At 46.6% G+C, this 17,802-nt stretch carries 15 protein-coding genes; all 15 read right to left on the reverse strand.

All coding sequences use genetic code 11. From position 1 onward, the window contains the following. Positions 1 to 51: 51 nt before the first annotated feature. Positions 52 to 822, reverse strand: a complete 771-nt coding sequence (ymfI, locus tag J7E78_RS06165; RefSeq protein ID WP_026081137.1) for an elongation factor P 5-aminopentanone reductase — start codon at positions 820 to 822, stop codon at positions 52 to 54. A gap of 1 nt (position 823) precedes the next feature. Then, positions 824 to 2,104, reverse strand: coding sequence for an EF-P 5-aminopentanol modification-associated protein YfmH (gene yfmH / locus J7E78_RS06170; RefSeq protein ID WP_215075408.1), 1,281 nt, complete (start codon positions 2,102 to 2,104; stop codon positions 824 to 826). Between the two features lie 3 nt (positions 2,105 to 2,107). Beyond that, on the reverse strand, positions 2,108 to 3,388 hold the full coding sequence (gene yfmF / locus J7E78_RS06175) for an EF-P 5-aminopentanol modification-associated protein YfmF (RefSeq protein WP_215075409.1): 1,281 nt from the start codon (positions 3,386 to 3,388) through the stop codon (positions 2,108 to 2,110). Between the two features lie 125 nt (positions 3,389 to 3,513). Then, on the reverse strand, positions 3,514 to 4,341 hold the full coding sequence (sleB, locus tag J7E78_RS06180; RefSeq protein ID WP_215075410.1) for a spore cortex-lytic enzyme: 828 nt from the start codon (positions 4,339 to 4,341) through the stop codon (positions 3,514 to 3,516). 197 nt (positions 4,342 to 4,538) lie between these two features. Continuing rightward, positions 4,539 to 7,277 carry an FtsK/SpoIIIE family DNA translocase gene (locus tag J7E78_RS06185; protein ID WP_215075411.1) on the reverse strand — a complete coding sequence of 913 codons (2,739 nt, stop codon included), beginning with the start codon at positions 7,275 to 7,277 and terminating at the stop codon, positions 4,539 to 4,541. A gap of 90 nt (positions 7,278 to 7,367) precedes the next feature. Further along, the gene (locus J7E78_RS06190) at positions 7,368 to 7,598 is read right to left on the reverse strand and encodes a YlzJ-like family protein (RefSeq protein WP_215075412.1); all 231 of its coding nucleotides are present in this window, start codon (positions 7,596 to 7,598) and stop codon (positions 7,368 to 7,370) included. Beyond that, positions 7,595 to 8,368, reverse strand: a complete 774-nt coding sequence (locus tag J7E78_RS06195; protein WP_251034840.1) for a ClpP family protease — start codon at positions 8,366 to 8,368, stop codon at positions 7,595 to 7,597. Before J7E78_RS06195 ends, J7E78_RS06190 begins: the two co-directional genes overlap by 4 nt. Positions 8,369 to 8,590: 222 nt before the next feature. Then, entirely contained in the window at positions 8,591 to 10,270 is a 1,680-nt protein-coding gene (locus J7E78_RS06200) for a ribonuclease J (protein WP_215075413.1), read from the reverse strand. Between the two features lie 483 nt (positions 10,271 to 10,753). Further along, positions 10,754 to 11,632: a 4-hydroxy-tetrahydrodipicolinate synthase gene (gene dapA, locus J7E78_RS06205; protein WP_215075414.1), complete on the reverse strand. Its 879-nt coding sequence runs from the start codon at positions 11,630 to 11,632 to the stop codon at positions 10,754 to 10,756. A gap of 47 nt (positions 11,633 to 11,679) precedes the next feature. Continuing rightward, a complete protein-coding gene (gene dapG, locus J7E78_RS06210) occupies positions 11,680 to 12,897 on the reverse strand; it encodes an aspartate kinase (RefSeq protein ID WP_215075415.1) in 1,218 nt (405 codons plus the stop codon). Positions 12,898 to 13,273: 376 nt separating this feature from the next. Next, positions 13,274 to 13,870, reverse strand: coding sequence for a dipicolinate synthase subunit B (locus J7E78_RS06215; protein ID WP_062833836.1), 597 nt, complete (start codon positions 13,868 to 13,870; stop codon positions 13,274 to 13,276). Then, the gene (gene dpsA / locus J7E78_RS06220; RefSeq protein WP_215075416.1) at positions 13,867 to 14,766 is read right to left on the reverse strand and encodes a dipicolinate synthase subunit DpsA; all 900 of its coding nucleotides are present in this window, start codon (positions 14,764 to 14,766) and stop codon (positions 13,867 to 13,869) included. The genes J7E78_RS06215 and dpsA overlap by 4 nt, the downstream gene beginning before the upstream one ends. A 157-nt stretch (positions 14,767 to 14,923) precedes the next feature. Continuing rightward, complete coding sequence (gene dut / locus J7E78_RS06225) at positions 14,924 to 15,370, reverse strand: dUTP diphosphatase (protein WP_017689132.1); 447 nt, start codon at positions 15,368 to 15,370, stop codon at positions 14,924 to 14,926. Continuing rightward, positions 15,330 to 16,613 (reverse strand): M16 family metallopeptidase, encoded by a 1,284-nt coding sequence (locus J7E78_RS06230; RefSeq protein ID WP_215075417.1) that lies wholly within the window; start codon positions 16,611 to 16,613, stop codon positions 15,330 to 15,332. The genes dut and J7E78_RS06230 overlap by 41 nt, the downstream gene beginning before the upstream one ends. A 99-nt stretch (positions 16,614 to 16,712) precedes the next feature. After that, on the reverse strand, positions 16,713 to 17,708 hold the full coding sequence (locus J7E78_RS06235) for a polysaccharide deacetylase family protein (RefSeq protein ID WP_215075418.1): 996 nt from the start codon (positions 17,706 to 17,708) through the stop codon (positions 16,713 to 16,715). Between the last annotated feature and the right edge of the window lie 94 nt (positions 17,709 to 17,802).

Consider the following 17,802-nt stretch of genomic DNA (forward strand, 5'->3'; position numbering starts at 1 on the left):
CTCAGCAACCTTCACCTGTTTCGTTCACAGCCAGTAAAGTTTCTTTGCTTTTTACGTTAACCAACCGCCATTTGGACTGATGATCTGCCCATTGATATACCCCGATTCAGGGAGGGCCAGAAAATAAACCAGTGATGAAATTTCATCAGGTTGAGCAAGTCTTCCTGCCGGAATTTCCTCTTCCAGCATCTTCAGTTCACTCTGATCCAGATGGTTCAGCATGGATGTCTGAACGGCGCCAGGAGCAACGGCATTTACGGTTACTCCGGAAGGTGCGAGTTCTTTCGCAAGCGCTTTGGTGAATGCATTCACCCCACCCTTGGTTGTAGAATACAGCACCTCACAAGAAGCACCAGACAGTCCCCAGATCGACGATACATTAATGATTCGGCCATACCTTTGGGAGATCATGTGAGGCATCATTTCCTGTGTACACATAAACGTGCCTTTGAGATTAATCGCCATCACTTCATCCCAGATCTCCTCTGTAACATCAGACAACATCCCATAGTGCGAGATTCCTGCATTGTTCACAAGAATATCTGGCATGAGATTATGTGACTCGAGCTTCTCACGCATGCGCTCAATCTGTTCCCGGCTGCGAAGATCCGCAGACACGGTCATGATTTTTCCACTGCCCTGTTCCATGCACCGTCTGGCAGCTTCATTCGCTGCTTCATGCGATTTCATATAGTGTATAACAACATTCATTCCCACTCTGGCGAAGCGTTCTGCGATAGCCGCTCCGATGCCACCGCTTGCGCCAGTTACGAGTACAGTCATTTCCCCGATTGCCTTCAATTGTCCTGTTCCCCTCTCCATATCAAGGACTCACGACTAGCGATACAGCCAGTTGATCCCAGCGAATATGCTCTTTCAGTCTGAGATTAACATCTTCCAGTGTAATCGATTCATAGAGCGGAAGCATATTGAAAAAATCACCGCCACTGAATTGCTGACGTGTGAATTCATGCGCAATGTTCTCCGGAGAATTGAGCATACGCAAATATCCCCCTATTTTCTTTTTCCTTGCACGTTCAAAATCCGTGGATTCGAACCCCTTTTCTACAATGGCATCCACTTCTTCACGTATACGCGCGAGCAGTTGATCCGGGTCTTTTGTATCACCACCAATGGCTGAAAACGCATATTGCGGCGAACTGTTATACTCATGTCCAAAGCTGTCCGAGATCAGATCTTCATCGTAGAGCTTCTGAAATAATCGTGTGCTTGAGCCAAACAAAAGATCCATCATCAGCTTCGTTATCATATCTCGCCGTAACAACTGTTCTCCAGTAAGTCCAACGTCCGTCTCCTTGAATCCAAACAGACATTTGGGTAATGAAACAGCCAGTTTCGCTTCCCTTCTGGCTTCGCCTACCTGCTCAGGCTCCGGTTCGAAGAAACGTTGAATACTCCCCTGTGGCTTATAATCCTTCTGCTCCTGGTTTGATCGAACCATATCAATGACTTCCTGTGGATCTACACCACCCACCACAAACAAGAGCATATTACTCGGGTGATAGAAGGTGTTATAACACTCATATAACATCTCTTTGGTAATCGTACGGATGGATCCCACCGTTCCTGCAATATCGATATGCACCGGATGTTTCTGATACATGGCTTCGATCAATCCAAAATAAACACGCCAATCCGGATTATCAGCATACATGTCAATTTCCTGTCCGATAATGCCTTTTTCCTTTTCCACGTTTTGATCCGTGAAGTAAGGATTTTGCACAAAGTCGACTAATGTTTGTATATTTTCATTCACATGTTCGGTCGCTGAAAACAAATACACCGTCTGATCAAAGCTCGTAAACGCGTTAGCTGAAGCACCATGAGATGCAAACGTGGCAAAAATATCGCCCGTTGGTTCTTCAAACATTTTATGCTCCAAGAAATGAGCAATCCCATCCGGGACCTTCACTTCTTCCTGCCCTTCAACCTGAAAATGATTATCCACCGATCCATATTTGGTTGCAAACGTAGCATACGTTTTCTGGAATCCCGGTTTAGGCAAAATATAGACATGCAGTCCGTTATCCATTACTTCGTAATATAGTGTCTCCTGCAAATGCTCATACCGAATGCTCTCCACCGATTATTCCTCCCTCTCGTCCCGCAAGAAATAAATCGTATCCAGACGGAATTGTTCTGCCGCCTCACGCACATCTTCCTTGCTAATATGTTCTACCTGAGCCAACAGTTCCTCAGCCGTTCTTTCTTTGCCAGACAACTGTCGATTGAAGTCATAAGCGATCATCTCAAAAGCAGAATCCTGCATTTCCTTAAGCAGGTTACGGATCATTGCTTTGGTCTGGGACATTTCCAGATCACTGATTGTGCCGCTTTTCATTTCTTCCAGCTGCTGTTTGATGATCGTGACAGCCTTCTCATAATTAGGGATTTCAATCCCGGATTGAATCGTTGCAATGCCCTTATGTCCGTCATATCGCGAAGACGCGTAATACGCCAGACTTTCTTTTTCACGAACATTTACAAACAGTTTGGAATGAGGATAACCACCGAGAATCCCGTTGTACATTAGTGCTGCGGCATACTGAGGATCTCCATAAGTGATAGATGTGCGGAGTCCCATATTGAGTTTTCCCTGACTCACATTCAGTCGCTCAACAACGGTCTCTACTTCCTTATCTCCTCGAACCGCTGCCTGTGTCTGGTAATCGGAGGAGGACGTTCGATCTACATTGAAATGACGCTGAACAAGGTTCTCCACCTCCTCCAGTGTCGTATCCCCTACCACGTACAGATCCATACTCGCCTGTTGCAGCCACTCCTGATAAGACGCAGTCAGTGTGTCAGGCTCAATTCCGGGCAGATCCTTTCGCTCACCCAGTGGGTGAAGACGGTACGGCTCATTCTTGCACATTTCCTCGATACTGCGTTCAGCGGCATAGCGCATTTTATCGTTCACGATGGACTCCAGCTTTTTACGAACAGTCTCTCGCTCTGCTTGTACATAAGACGTCCTGAAATGTCCATTCTCCTGTGCAGGTCGTGTAAGAACCTCTCCCAGGAAGGCAAATGAACGATCCAGTAGCTGTTCATCCCCTCCAACAAAGGAATCATTAATGGTATCCATTCGGAACTGTACAATCTGGTAATCCCCGCGTTTATAAACGTCAAAACCAAAACCTGCTCCATACAGATGCTCCAGTTGCTCACGAAATTGCGTTGTTTCCGGATAGGACTCCGTACCCCGTCGCAGAACAAAAGGTGTCAACGCTACTTTGGTTACTGTATCTTCCCGTAAGGGAACTCCTGCATATAGCGATATTGCAAACGTTTTAAAACGTTTAGTCGGAAGCACATGTATACGAAACTTTCTCTTATTGCCTCGTTCGAATCCTGATGTATTCAAATGTCAAAACCCCTTTACGGCGTCATTTATCGTGCAATATTGAAGCTTAAACGTAACAACCATTTTAACCCATTCAAAAGGCAAGAAGCAACCGAAGTCACGCCTTCTGGTTGCTTCCAACATCATCACATACAAAAGATATGCTGTCCGATTGTTTTCACTTGTGGGCGGGTCCAGATCCATTTGGATGTTGCTGTCCTCGGATTAAAATAATAGAGGCATCCACCGGATGGATCCCAACCATTCAATGCCTGTTCCACTGCCTTTTTGGCCTGTTCATTCGGTTCCAGATAGATCTGACCATCGGCAACAGCAGTAAATGCACGCGGCTGGAAAATTACGCCGGAAGGGGTATTCGGGAAACTTGGTGCTCTAACCCGATTCAGAATGACCGCTGCTACTGCAACTTGGCCTTCGAACGGTTCCCCCCGGGCCTCGCCATACACAGCGTTAGCCATAATCTTGAGTTCATTCTCTGAGAGACCGAGTGCATTGGCAGATCCCATGTTGTCTTGCTTTTTGTCTGCTGAGTTGTTGCTGCCCCCACCCTTACCTGCGGAACCCTTGTGTAATGGTGGTTCTGTTGGCGACCATTTGGTTGAGGCATTATACAGCTTTAACTTGGTTTTGGCACCAACCACACCATCTGCCTTCATGCCAAACTCGGATTGAAACCATTTGACGGATTTCAGCGTGCTGCTGCCAAAATTACTGTCGATTTTACCTTTGTAAAATCCCAGGTACTTCAGACGCCCCTGAAGCTCATATACATCCTGACCGTAACTTCCATATTTCACTGTATTGCTGCTAAACGTAGGCAAGGCCTTTTCTTCCACCTGCGGGGTACGCTCGGCTGAACTTTCAGTTGCTGTATTCCCAGGAAGCAAATAACGAATTCCCAATGCGGATATCAGCAAAATAGCAGTGAAAAGCCATAGGTTCATTTTTCGCATCAACTGTGCTCTACCTTTCTCTTGTGGGATTAACAGAATCGCTAATGTTATTATGACAAGCCTGCTTGTTTCCTATGCACCAAATCATCCGATCTTTGGAGCAGATGGCAAAACTCAGTCTGCTGAGCAAGCAATAAGCCCTCAACCAATATGGTTGAGGGCTTGAACGATTCGTTGTAACCATGTTACATGTTACACTACGAGCTTATTTTATTCTGCTGATACTGTTCAAGTGAAACCAGTACTTCCCTTGGTTTGCTGCCCTCGTAAGGACCGATTACACCCCGGGCTTCCATGGAGTCAATTAAACGCGCTGCACGTGTGTAACCAACCCGCATACGACGTTGCAACAGGGAGACTGAAGCTTGTTTTGCCTCCAATATAATCTGTACAGCTTGCTCATATAACTCATCCTGTACTTCATCGGCAGCCTGAATGGAATCATCCACTTCAGGTACAATGGATTCATCATACTGCGCTTCACCTTGACCACGTACGTAGTTTACAATATTCTCGACTTCTTCATCGCTCATAAATGCACCTTGTACTCGAACCGGTTTTGATGCGCCCATCGGCATGAACAACATATCTCCACGACCCAACAGCTTCTCAGCCCCACCCATATCCAGAATCGTTCGGGAATCGACTTGAGAGGATACGCCGAAGGCAATCCGCGATGGAATGTTAGCCTTGATTACCCCGGTAATAACGTCAACAGAAGGACGTTGTGTGGCAATAATCAGATGGATTCCGGCTGCACGAGCCATCTGAGCAAGTCGTGCAATGGCATCCTCCACATCTCCGGCTGCAACCATCATCAGATCTGCAAGCTCATCCACAATGACAACGATATAAGGCAGAACAGCCGCAGGATTATCTTTCATCAGATTATTGTAGCCCTCGACGTTACGCGTCCCTGATTTGGAAAACAGTTCATATCGTTTTTCCATCTCGACCACAATCTTTTTGAGAGCAAGTGACGCTCGTTTAGGATCAGTTACTACTGGCGCCATAAGATGTGGAATTCCGTTATATACGTTCAACTCAACCATCTTGGGATCGACCATCAGGAACTTCACTTCATCCGGCTTTGCTTTGTACAATATGCTGGTAATAATACCGTTAATACACACCGACTTACCGGAACCTGTAGCACCCGCGACCAGCAAATGGGGCATACGAGCCAAGTTACCAATAATCGTCTGTCCCGAGATATCTCGACCAAATGCAATGGTCACTTTGGATTCTGCATCCTGGAACGTTGCCGTCTCCATTACCTCACGCATCGTTACAACCGATACCTCACCATTAGGTACTTCGATACCAATCGCAGACTTTCCGGGAATCGGTGCTTCCATCCGAATATCCTTTGCCGCCAGAGCCAACGCGATATCATCAGTTAGGCTGACAATCCTGCTGACCTTAACACCAATATCAGGTTGAATTTCATACCTTGTAACAGCAGGCCCCCGAACCACTTCAAGTACTTTGGCGCGAACACCGAAACTCTCCAGTGTAGCTTCCAGCTTGCGTGCTGTCTGCATATAATCCTTCTGGTCACCCGCCTTGCCCCCATTGTTTGGCTTGGCAAGGAGACGGAATGACGGCAGCTTGTACGGCTTAGGAGGTGGCTGTGGTGGTTTCACAGGTTGTGTGTCCTGCCCTTCAGGGGTTGGAGTATCTGTTCCCTGCATTGCATCATGAGGTACTTCTTCTCCACTCTGAATCCCATCCACAGCATTCATCCCGTTCGCACTCGCATCGGATGCAGTCCACTCTGTCTCTACCAGTTCATCCGTTATTTTAATGGCATGCTCGCCCTGTTGTACTACGTTTGGATCGGCCAGATCATCCGGGAAAGGATAAGCATCGTCCAGATCATCTTCAATGCCTGCCTCTTCTGCTCTGACGTGCTCGAAAAAGTCTCGAATGATCGGTGCTGAGTTAGGTTTAGCCTGAACAGGAACACGTGATGAAGCTGATTTGTTCGCTACGTCTTCGGTTGCATCATGCCACGCCTCTAGATTGTGATCTTGTTCCGCGCGGTATACAATCTGTTCTGTTTCTGCCGAATCGACCTCATCCATTTCACGTCCTGATGTCGCATGTTCCCGTTTAGCTCCCCATTTTCCAAAAAGTTGGAAGAATATGGGCGATTTTCGTTTTGGTAGATGCTGTTCCTCTAATTCATCCTCATACTCGTCTTCGTCATCTTCAACAGGAACAGGTACCACTTTACGAGCGTTACCTTTCTTCCTTCCATCAGATGCTGAAGCAGAACGTGAAGAGGGTCTCGACTCCAGCTTCTTGTACATCGAACTCCCGGCATCCCAAATCTTGGTTCGGAATATTCGAATCAAATCCACATAAGATAGACTTGTAATCAGCATAAAACTGATCACAAACATGACAATCATGATAAGTCTCGCCCCAAGGCTGCCGAACAGCCACAGGAAAAGAGCAAATTGCCCAGCTCCGAGATAACCACCGCTGATATCCTTGTTAAGCATGGAGTCCCTCTCACCTGGCGCAGCAGGGGTTAGCAACTCGGTTTGCATATCATTATGTACCTGTGTGATCACAGCACCAGGCTCAAGCGCACCAACCGGAATGAGCTTCTGGTGCATTGCAGAGACGGTACTCATCAGGGTTAAGGCAAAAACCAGCAAAACCAGTCCTGTTTTGCGTGTGGTCCAGCCACTCGGCCATTTCCGGTGAATCATCACCATGAGACCATAATAAATACCAACAAGTGGAATCGCAAAATAAAACTTACCAAGCATCAGTCCGAACATCTTGGAAAGCGAACGTCCAACGGTGGCTTCACCCGATAATGCTATGACAGCAAGGGTAATAAGCACAATCCCGTAAATTTCATATTTTAAAACGCCGCTAAAACCAGCGCCCTTTTTTTTCCTCTTTTTTCTTCTGGCCAAAATCATGTCACCCCCAGAAGAATATTATACCATACAAATATAATCCGTACATATGTTCTTTTTCTGCTCAATTTGTCTGAATTCGTCACGTTATGCTGATCCCAAGTTACCCGAAAGCGGAACGGTCGAACCGGGCATATTAGCAGGATTGAGATAGGCTTCAAGTGGACAATCCAGCAAACGGACAATAACGGCTTCATTGTCATTAACAGGTCTTACCTGCATTAATAAACCATTCATCTTGATCTCCTTTATATCTTCGCCCTCTTTCCACATTCCAGACCAGAGTTGTTCCGGGGGCATCACCGTATATAACGTCATTGGGTATAACCTCCCGCTTGCAGAGTCTGTCTCTTGTCTCCTATAAGCTGATTTAAATGGGCTATGGCTTGTCCAATACCGCCTACTGCATCCATCAATCCATATTTCACTGCATCTGCGCTTCCTACAGCTGTACCAATATCCCGATTTAACTCACCGGTCTTAAACATCAGTTCTTTGAACATCTCTTCAGAGATATTCGAATGCGAAGTCACAAATCGAACAACCCTTTCCTGCATTTTCTCCATATACTCAAACGTTTGAGGTACACCAATGACAAGGCCGTTCATCCGAATCGGATGGATCGTCATCGTTGCACTTCCGGCAATCAGGGAATATGTTGAAGCTACAGCAATCGGTACTCCAATGCTATGTCCGCCTCCAATGACCACAGTAACCGTAGGTTTGCTCAGAGAAGCAATCATCTCTGCAATGGCCAGACCCGCCTCTACATCTCCACCCACCGTGTTCAAAATGATCAAAATACCTTCAATACGCTGATTCTGTTCCGCAGCCACCAGCTGTGGAATGATATGCTCATACTTTGTTGTTTTATTTTGTGGTGGCAAAATCAAATGCCCTTCGACCTGTCCAATAATGGTCATACAGAAAATATTCGATTCACCTGCCGGCGACTGTGTTTGCCCAAATTGCTGAATAGTCTCTGTCACGGGAGAGATGGCCTTGTCCTCCTGAATTGGAATCTCCGGTGCTTCAACTTCCGGTTGATTGGATCTTGACGCCTGCTTGCCATTCATACGTTCATTCATTTCAATAATCCCCTTCTCCAGAAACATTTAATGTATTTCCTTAGTATGGGGATTTTTCCAACCGCCTTATACCCGCTACATCAAATTGCTTCACATATTGATCCTATTGCAGATCTTCCTGAAAACGCAAAAAAAGCCCCTTCTCTACGAGGAACCGTCCAATATTACTCGTAGAGAAGGGGCGACTGTGTGCCTGAATATATGTTTTTGTTTTAGCCTATTTTAAACTTCCATAATGATTGGCAAAATCATCGGTCTACGACGAGTTTGCTCATACAGGAAGCGTCCCAGTGCATCTTTAACATTCGTTTTGAGTGAAGCCCACTCGTTAACGTTCTCACTCATCAACTTCTGTAATGTGCTGCTAACGATCCGGTTGGCCTCATCCAGTAGTCCTTCCGATTCACGTACATACACAAAACCGCGAGAGATGATGTCAGGACCGGAAACAATTTTTCCATCCTGTTTGCTCAGTGTTACCACAACAACAAGGATACCATCTTGTGACAACAATTTGCGGTCACGAAGTACAATGTTACCCACATCGCCTACACCCAAGCCGTCGATCAACACATTACCTGCAGTAACTTTACCTGCTCTACGTGCTGCTCCACCTTGAATTTCAATCACTTCACCGATATCTGTGACGAAAATGTTCTCAGGTTCTACCCCTACAGATTCAGCAAGAACCGCGTGGCGGCGCTGCATACGGTATTCGCCGTGAATCGGCATGAAAAATTTCGGTTTCATCAGGTTGAGCATCAGTTTGAGCTCTTCCTGGCTACCGTGACCAGATACGTGAACGCCACTGTTAGCACCGCTGTAGTGCACATTGGCACCCAAGCGGAACAACTCATCAATTGTACGTCCAACATACTTTTCATTACCTGGTACAGGTGTTGCTGCGATAATTACAGTGTCGCCTGGCAGGATGTCCACTTTACGGTGTGTGGAACGAGCCATACGTGTCAATGCTGACATCGGCTCACCTTGACTTCCTGTGCAAAGAATCACGACACGATCAGCAGCCATCTTGCCTACTTCTTCCGGTTCAATGATCATGCCATCCGGGATTTCAAGATAACCCAGTTCCGAAGCAATTCCAACCACATTCACCATGCTGCGCCCGATAACTGCAACTTTACGTCCAGTCACATCAGCTGCGTTAATGACCTGTTGAATGCGGTGCACGTTGGAAGCAAACGTCGCTACAACAACGCGCTGGCTTGCTTTGCGGAAAATATCTTCCAGAACGATACCCACATTTTTCTCTGATGGTGTAAAGCCAGGTTTTTCAGCGTTTGTACTGTCGGACAAAAGCGCAAGTACGCCATTACTTCCGATCTGTGCCATGCGCTGAAGATCTGCATATTGTCCATTGACTGGCGTGTGATCAAATTTGAAGTCGCCTGTATGAACAACCGCACCTTCCGGTGTTTCGACACATACACCAACGGAATCCGGAATACTATGGTTAGTAGCGAAAAACGATGCTTTCAGTACAGAACCAAGTTGAATTTCGGAATCAGCATCAATCAGGATCCGTTTCGTTTCACCCAGCAAGTTGGCTTCTTTCAACTTGTTTTCTACAAGTCCCAGCGTGAGTCTTGTTCCGTATACAGGGACATTCAGATGTTTGAGCACATATGGCAGACCACCAATGTGATCCTCATGTCCGTGAGTCAGAATAATTCCTCTTACCTTGTCACGGTTCTCAGTCAGGTATGAAATGTCAGGGATGACAATATCAATACCAAGCATATCTTCTTCCGGGAATTTAAGGCCAGAGTCTACGACTACAATGTCGTTGGCGTATTGGATGACGTACATATTTTTACCAATCTCGCCGACGCCGCCCAAAGCAAAAATCATCAGTTTATCGTTGTTATTTTTCTTAGACAAATGAATCTAAACCTCCTATGGTAGTTGGACGTCGTACCTTATTATTTATTGTAAGTTAAGTTAAGAAAAGCAGTCCTTACATTACATACCCACTCATCGGTATGAATGCATAAGAATACCTTTATTCACGATATTTGGAAGAAGTTCTTCGAAGTTATTCCCTTTCCCAACAAGTTGGATCTGAAATGCCCTTCTTAGCCGTTCCTTCCTTTTTCACCGCAAAGCTACACCACGAAACGATGTCGCTTTCAATTTCAAAAAAATACCGCACCCAGTCACTTGACATCATTATACATGATTAAAAACCAAAAAAACAAGTCACTCTCTCGTTAACCTGTAGGTTTCCCTTCAGGAATGAAAAAGAAACCGCACAATTCCCGTCAAAAAAAGAACCGCATCCTCTGGTACGAGGAGCGGTTTTTTTGCTGATCTAATGGATGTTCTCATAATTAATAAAATAGTCCTTATCTCCAATCAGCTACCTTACAAATGAAGCAGACCTTTGATGTAAACCTGCTCTTCTTCCGTTGGTGGTATAAGGGGCAAGCGAACGGAACCAACGTTCAGTCCACGCAGTGTCAGCGCATATTTCACCGCTACCGGGTTCGGTAAAGGCTGCGGACACTCAAACATACCTTTAAACACCGGGAACAGCTGCTGATGAATCTGAGCAGCTTGAAGAGGTGCTCCGCCATAGAAGGCATCAATCATTTTCTTCATCTCTGATCCTACGACATGACTGGCTACACTGACGATCCCATGAGCACCAACAGCAATCGCTGGCAAGCCAGAAGCATCATCACCGGAATAAACTCTAAAGTGCTCCGGAGCACTTGCAGCAATCAGCGTAACCTGCTCCATGGACGCACATTCCTTGGTTGCCACGATGTTAGGAATCAGCGCGAGACGAAGCGTTGTTGCCACTGATAGGCTGGTTACTGTACGACTAGGCACGTTGTAGAGCATGATCGGCAGCTTGGTCGAGCCCGCAATCGCTTCAAAATGTCTGAACAACCCTTCTTGACTCGGTTTATTGTAATAAGGAACAACCAGTAATATGCCATCCACTCCGGCACGTTCAGCTTCCTGTGTCAAATGGATGGAATGCGCCGTATTGTTGCTTCCCGTTCCGGCTATAATTTTGCACCGTCCGGCCGCATGTTTCACTGCAAATTCGAATAATTGAACTTTCTCAGTATCACTAAGTGTTGGAGACTCCCCTGTTGTTCCAGAAACCACAAGCGTCTCCGACTTCTGATCTACAATCAGATAGTCGATCAGACGTGCCGTTTCCTCCCAATGAATCTCTCCCTGTTCATTGAACGGAGTGACCATTGCTGTAATCAATCTTCCAAAGTCCAACTCGATTCCTCCTTCAAAACAGGTTTGGTTCCTCTAACTTCACTTCCTTACAAATGAAGTTCGAATGAGGCGTGAAGTGCCCTCAAGGCCTGAACCATATCTTCTTTTTTTACGAGTACCCAGATCGTTGTGTTCGAATCTGCCGATTGCAGGATCTGAATGTCAGCCAGTGTCAAAGACTCGACGATTCGTGCCATAATTCCAGGTACACCATTAATGCCTCCGCCAATGACGGAAACCTTGGCACAACCAGACAGGCTTTGTGGTTTGAGGCCGATCTCCTGCAATACATGTATGGCTTTCTCGGAATCACTGTCAAAAACCGTATAGACAACTCCCGAGGGGGTAACATTAATAAAATCAACGCTGATTGAATTCTCAGCCATGGTTTTGAATACTTTCAGTTGTAATCGATCCGCACCACCAGATACATCCACCGTAATTTGCGTTACATTGCTCACGTAGGCGATGCCTGTTACATAACGGTCAACAATGCCTGTCTGCACATCCTGGAATCCTTCGGGATGCGTAACCAGTGTTCCTTCCGTGTCTGCAAAAGTGGATCTTACCCGCACTGGAATCTGTGATTGCATGGCAATCTCGACCGCACGGGGGTGAATTACCTTGGCCCCATGGTGTGCCATATTACAGATCTCTGCATAACTGACCACCGTCAGTGGACGTGCATCTTCCACAATGCGTGGATCAGCGGTTAGTATACCGTTGACATCCGTGTAGATATCCACCATTTCAGCGCGTAATGCTGCACCAAGAGCTGTGGCTGACGTATCGCTCCCCCCACGACCCAGTGTCGTGAAGTCTCCGTTCTCTGTCTGCCCCTGGAATCCGGTTACAATAACGACATGGCCGAGTTGAAGCTGCTCCAACACACGAACAGGACGGACATCCAATATCCGGGCATTCCCGAAATTGTCGTCCGTCACAAAACCTGCTTGTGCACCGGTCAGCACTGTAGTTGGAATGCCTTCATGTTCGAGTAAACTGCTCAGAGTTGTCGCAGATATAATTTCACCACAGCACAGCAGTAAATCCTTTTCGCGTGCGGATAGTGCGTTTCCGTTCTGTGCAGCCCAGTCGAGCAACGTATCAGTCGCATATGGCTCGCCGCGGCGCCCCATCGCAGACACAACGATGACCAGACTCATTCCTGCTTCAAGTTCACGTTTAACATGACGGAGCACATGCTCTCTCGCCTGAACAGTGGAGAGAGACGTGCCTCCGAATTTCTGTACCATGATACGCATCTTTATTCCTCCATTTGTGTACGCAAGAAGACTGGACACGGGTCAAATCAACAAATGGATCACTCTAGGGAGCGTTCTGATGCGATAATTTCAGCATTTTATACGGCATTCCATGCGCTCCTTATTTTTTTGTAATTGTCTGGGACAATCGCAAATCAAAGGTTACGGTTGTTATCGAGGTCATGATGCATACATTCACATTAGACCTCTCCCGCTTGCTTAACCTGTACTGCTCGCAAGCAGGAATGCCTTATAGACAGGAACGTGGACATAGTAGCTGTTCAATCCAGCTATCGTCCCCCATGATTTTCTTTGTCTCTTGAACCCTTATTCATTTCTCCAAGCGCATAAACGTTGTCACCGAATCATTGTTCCATCAAGCCTGTGAAGAACGCTCCACAATCATCGGCTGCAACTGTTTGCCCTCAAGAGCACTCCAGCAAGCCTCTGGAATCAATTCCATTTTGGCGACTAACGAGTTTGGTTTTTTCACTGGATCGTCCTGCCCAAATGGCACAAAATACAAGTATTTGGCCACGAGCAATTTGGCGATATTCGCAGCATTCAAGCCCAGACCGTCATTCGTGGAAATTGCGAGCACAAGCGGACGCTGATTGCGCATCTGCGCTTTGGCTGCCATTAGCACTGGACTGTCGGTCATCGCATTAGCCAGCTTGCTTGTTGTATTCCCTGTGCATGGAGCAATAACCAGCACATCAAGCAGCTTGGAAGGCCCTAATGGCTCCGCTTCAACAATTGTAGAAATGATATCATTACCTGTTATATCTTTCAACTGTTTTTGCCAATTTTGCGCCGTACCGAAGCGTGTATCCGTCGTCAGAACCGAATTCGAAATAATCGGAATAACGTTCGCACCTTCAGCCACGAAGCGGCTAATTACCGGCATAACCTCTTCAAACGTACAATGAGAACCCGTAATTGCATAACCTACCGTTTTTCCCTGCCAGTTCATGATTTAACCTCCCGTGCGTTCTGTTCTTCCAAAAGCAAACGGATCAACGCGTCGGCAATAATGCCGCCAGCCGTTTTGGGAGCAACAATGCCGGGGAGGCCAGGCGCAAGTAGCGCTTTGATACCGCGTTTGTCAGCATACCTGAAATCACAGCCGCCAGGAGCGGATGCGAGGTCGATAATGACAGCCTTTTGCGGCATTCTGGACAGGATTTGTGCTGTGATTATCATAGTCGGTATCGTATTAAAAAGCAAGTCAACTTCCCCGGTTTGAGCAGCCAAATCCGTTGTCATGAAAGGCTTCCAGCCCATTATTGTAGCGCGGGCAGCATCCTCTTCCCGCCTGATTCCCACCCGTACATTTGCTCCAAGTCCCTGCAGTGTTTTGGCCATTGTGAATCCTGTTCGACCAATGCCAAGCACAATGCATTCCGAACCATGGATTGTGAAGTCCGTCTCCCGAATAGCTATGGCGATGGCTCCCTCAGCTGTTGGAATAGAGTTGTAAAGTGCAATATCATCACGATCAAGTACTTCAACAAGTCGCAGCCCATTTTCAAGACAAAGCTCGCGCAGGAACGGCTTTGCCATACCTGTGAACACAATACAATGCTCCGGTAATGCTGCAATATGTTCCTTTTTCAAATCAATCGGTGTATCACTGAATGAAGTACTTACTTTTCCCTGGTCATCGCAACCGACGACAGGCAGTACCAGTACATCTGCGGAAGCAAACACTTCATCCTCCAGTTCCTGATGCTCAATCCCTGGAATGGAACGCTCTATTTTATCGAAACCCACCACACTTACCGTTGCATCCAGCTCAGCGCACTTTTGAATGACTTCAAGCTGCCGCGCATCTCCGCCCAGGACTACAATCCGGACTCCGGTCAGCATCGGGACGTCACTCCTTTCACCACATGTATGCCTTATCGTATGCAGGGGCCCACAGGGGGGTGAAAACAATAATTGCATTCCACTGTCCGTATCTCAAATGTAAAAAAGAGCCGCCCCTGTCAGGGACGACTCTAAAGAATGGGTATATTTACGATAATTATTTCCCGGTATGACCGAATCCACCTTCGCCACGTACCGTTTCCGAAAGTTCATTCACTTCCGTCAATTCAACCGCTGGCACGGTCTGGAAGACGATCTGTGCGATGCGCTCTCCCCGTACAATCGTGAACGGTTCCTGACCCAGATTAATCAACAACACTTTAACTTCTCCGCGATAGTCCGCATCAATGGTACCCGGTGTGTTGAGGCAGGTAATTCCATGTTTGAAAGCAAGTCCGCTCCGAGGACGGATCTGTGCTTCCAATCCAGCGGGCATTGCCATCGCAAGTCCGGTTGGAATCAGCGTACGCTGACCCGGCTGCAATACAACATCTTCCTGAAGTGCAGCTACTACATCAAAGCCGGATGCCAGCTCCGACATTTTTTGAGGCAGTTTAATATCTTCATTGCCCGGCAGTTTCTGTATTTGAACGTAATGCAACAAAATCATCCCTTCTCAATCCAGCGATCGTCTTATCTGAAGCGCCAACCATAGCAAGTGCAAAAGGTTCAGCAAACATCAAATCAAGTACCGCGTTAATATCGTCCATGGTAACTTGCTCAATTTTGATGATCATCTCATCCAGCGTATGGTGTCTGCCCAGCATGAGCTCGTTTTTACCCAGACGATTCATGCGACTGCCTGTGCTTTCCAAGCTCAGAATCAAGCTGCCTTTCAGCTGTTCTTTTCCTTTACGAAGTTCATCTTCGGACAAGCCGTTTACAGCCAGGTCGCGCAGTACCTCTTTGGTCAGATCGAGCACTTCTTTGGTCTGTTTGGGTGCTGTACCCGCGTATATCGTGAACAGTCCGCTGTCCGCATGAGAGCTATGATAGGAATAAACGGAGTACGCAAGACCCCGTTTCTCACGAATTTCCTGGAACAGTCTGGAGCTCATGCCTCCACCAATAGCGTTATTCAGAACAACCATAGCGAATTGCAGCGGATCTCCGATTTTACAGCCCGGGAACGAGATACAGATATGATTTTGTTCCGTTTTCTTTTTGTGAAAGAGCTGTCCGCTCTGGAAGGCTGGCATCGTGACTGCTTCCGTTACTCCATTTACATCAAAAGCACCAAAATGCTTCTCCATCAGATCAATTACACTGTCATCAATATTACCTGCGATACTAATAACCGTGTTCTCAATCGTATAGTGCTCCTTCATATATGCACGCAGATGGCTGGAATCCATCGCTTTGAGACGTTCTTCCGTACCCAGAATAGGGTATGCGAGCGGATGCTCACCATATGCGGCCAAGGCCATCAGATCATGAACCATATCATCAGGTGTATCTTCATACATCGAGATTTCTTCCAGAATAACGTTTTTCTCCTTGATCAATTCACCATCATCCATCTTGGAACGGAAAAACATATCAGACAACACATCAACCGCAATCGGCAAATGTTCATCCAACACTTTAGCATAATAACATGTGTATTCTTTGGAGGTGAACGCATTCACATTACCACCAATCGCATCGAACTGCTCCGCAATCGCCTTGGCATCATAACGATCTGTTCCCTTGAATAACATGTGTTCAATAAAATGTGATACTCCGTTACTTGTAGGTTGCTCATTGCGCGAACCTGTCTTGACCCATATTCCGAAAGACACAGAACGGCAGGTCGGTATCTGTTCCATGACAACTCTGAGGCCATTGCCCAGCTGAATTTTTTTCATGGTTGGCCCTCCTACATCTCTATAATTGCCTTGATCTCAACCTTGAAATTGAAATCGACATTTGGTTCCAACTTTTTGATATTAACAAAAAAACAACGTTCACTCAACCGCAGAGGTATTTACACGTTCAGAAGACAGTGTCTCACTTACTGTTCCGAGCACCAGACCTTTCGCCCGTATGGATTGAATCATGCCCTTTAAAGCTCCCGAAGAAGCAGCTGTAGGGTGCATTAGAATTAACGTTCCAGCCTCGGTGTTTTTAGCAATTTTGGCAACAACGGCATCCGGGCTTGGCTTACGCCAATCCACAGTATCTACTGTCCATAACACGGTTTGCAATCCCATGGATGAAGCAATGTCAACGGTCTTCTGATTATAGTCACCGGAAGGCGGAGCAAACCAGCGATTCTCTACGCCCAGTGTTTTATGGAGCAGATCCTGGGTTTTGCTAATTTCTAGCCGGGCCCGTTCTGCGCTCAATCGACTCATATTAGGGTGAGAATATGCATGATTGGACATCTCATGCCCACGCTTTTGAATTTCTTTGGCCAGTTCAACATTTTTGCTTAACCAACTTCCATCCAGAAAAAAAGTAGCCTTCACTTTCTCGGCATCGAGCGTATCCAGCATCGGTTTAATGTATTCGTTCCCCCAGGCCACATTAATCATAAAAGAAACCATCGGTTTGTTTGCATTCCCCCGATAGATCGGATGTGCACCCAAATCTTTAAGCTGGATTTCCGGCTCAATCTGACGATAGACATACGCTATTTTGGTATTCAACGTTCCACTCAGCGCCTTCCGGTATGTCGCTTCCACATCAATCTCCATGCCATTATAACCAGGAATCGCTTTCCATACCCGATCCACTCTGGCATTCACTGGAGCAATTTTCGTTTCAGCCGCTTTATCCCGAATCGCTGACAACAGCGCATCTTCTCCAGTTGCCTCCTTAAACATGTCAAAAGCATTTTGCGTACCTGGCCCATCACGGATCTCCGTAATGTATGTACGTACACTGCCAACTTGTCCGATCAATATGACCGCAGTCACACCCGCCAGAACAGCCGCCAGCTTTTTGGATTGGTTTCCCACAGCTCCATCCTCCCGCCGTCTTTGTCCCCATCATATGAGGACAAGGGCAAAAATATGAATGCTAAGCCATGGTTTCATCCTTGCTTTACGTATT

Source organism: Paenibacillus polymyxa (genome assembly GCF_018614975.1).
Taxonomy (GTDB): domain Bacteria; phylum Bacillota; class Bacilli; order Paenibacillales; family Paenibacillaceae; genus Paenibacillus; species Paenibacillus polymyxa_E.

Coding starts and splice junctions, on each gene's coding strand:
- ymfI (WP_026081137.1), bottom strand. CDS start 822: ATGGAGAGGGGAACAGGACAATTGAAGGCAATCGGGGAAATGACTGTA.
- sleB (WP_215075410.1), bottom strand. CDS start 4,341: ATGCGAAAAATGAACCTATGGCTTTTCACTGCTATTTTGCTGATATCC.
- J7E78_RS06190 (WP_215075412.1), bottom strand. CDS start 7,598: ATGACGTTATATACGGTGATGCCCCCGGAACAACTCTGGTCTGGAATG.
- J7E78_RS06195 (WP_251034840.1), bottom strand. CDS start 8,368: ATGAATGAACGTATGAATGGCAAGCAGGCGTCAAGATCCAATCAACCG.
- dapG (WP_215075415.1), bottom strand. CDS start 12,897: ATGCGTATCATGGTACAGAAATTCGGAGGCACGTCTCTCTCCACTGTT.
- J7E78_RS06215 (WP_062833836.1), bottom strand. CDS start 13,870: ATGAACTGGCAGGGAAAAACGGTAGGTTATGCAATTACGGGTTCTCAT.
- dpsA (WP_215075416.1), bottom strand. CDS start 14,766: ATGCTGACCGGAGTCCGGATTGTAGTCCTGGGCGGAGATGCGCGGCAG.
- J7E78_RS06230 (WP_215075417.1), bottom strand. CDS start 16,613: ATGAAAAAAATTCAGCTGGGCAATGGCCTCAGAGTTGTCATGGAACAG.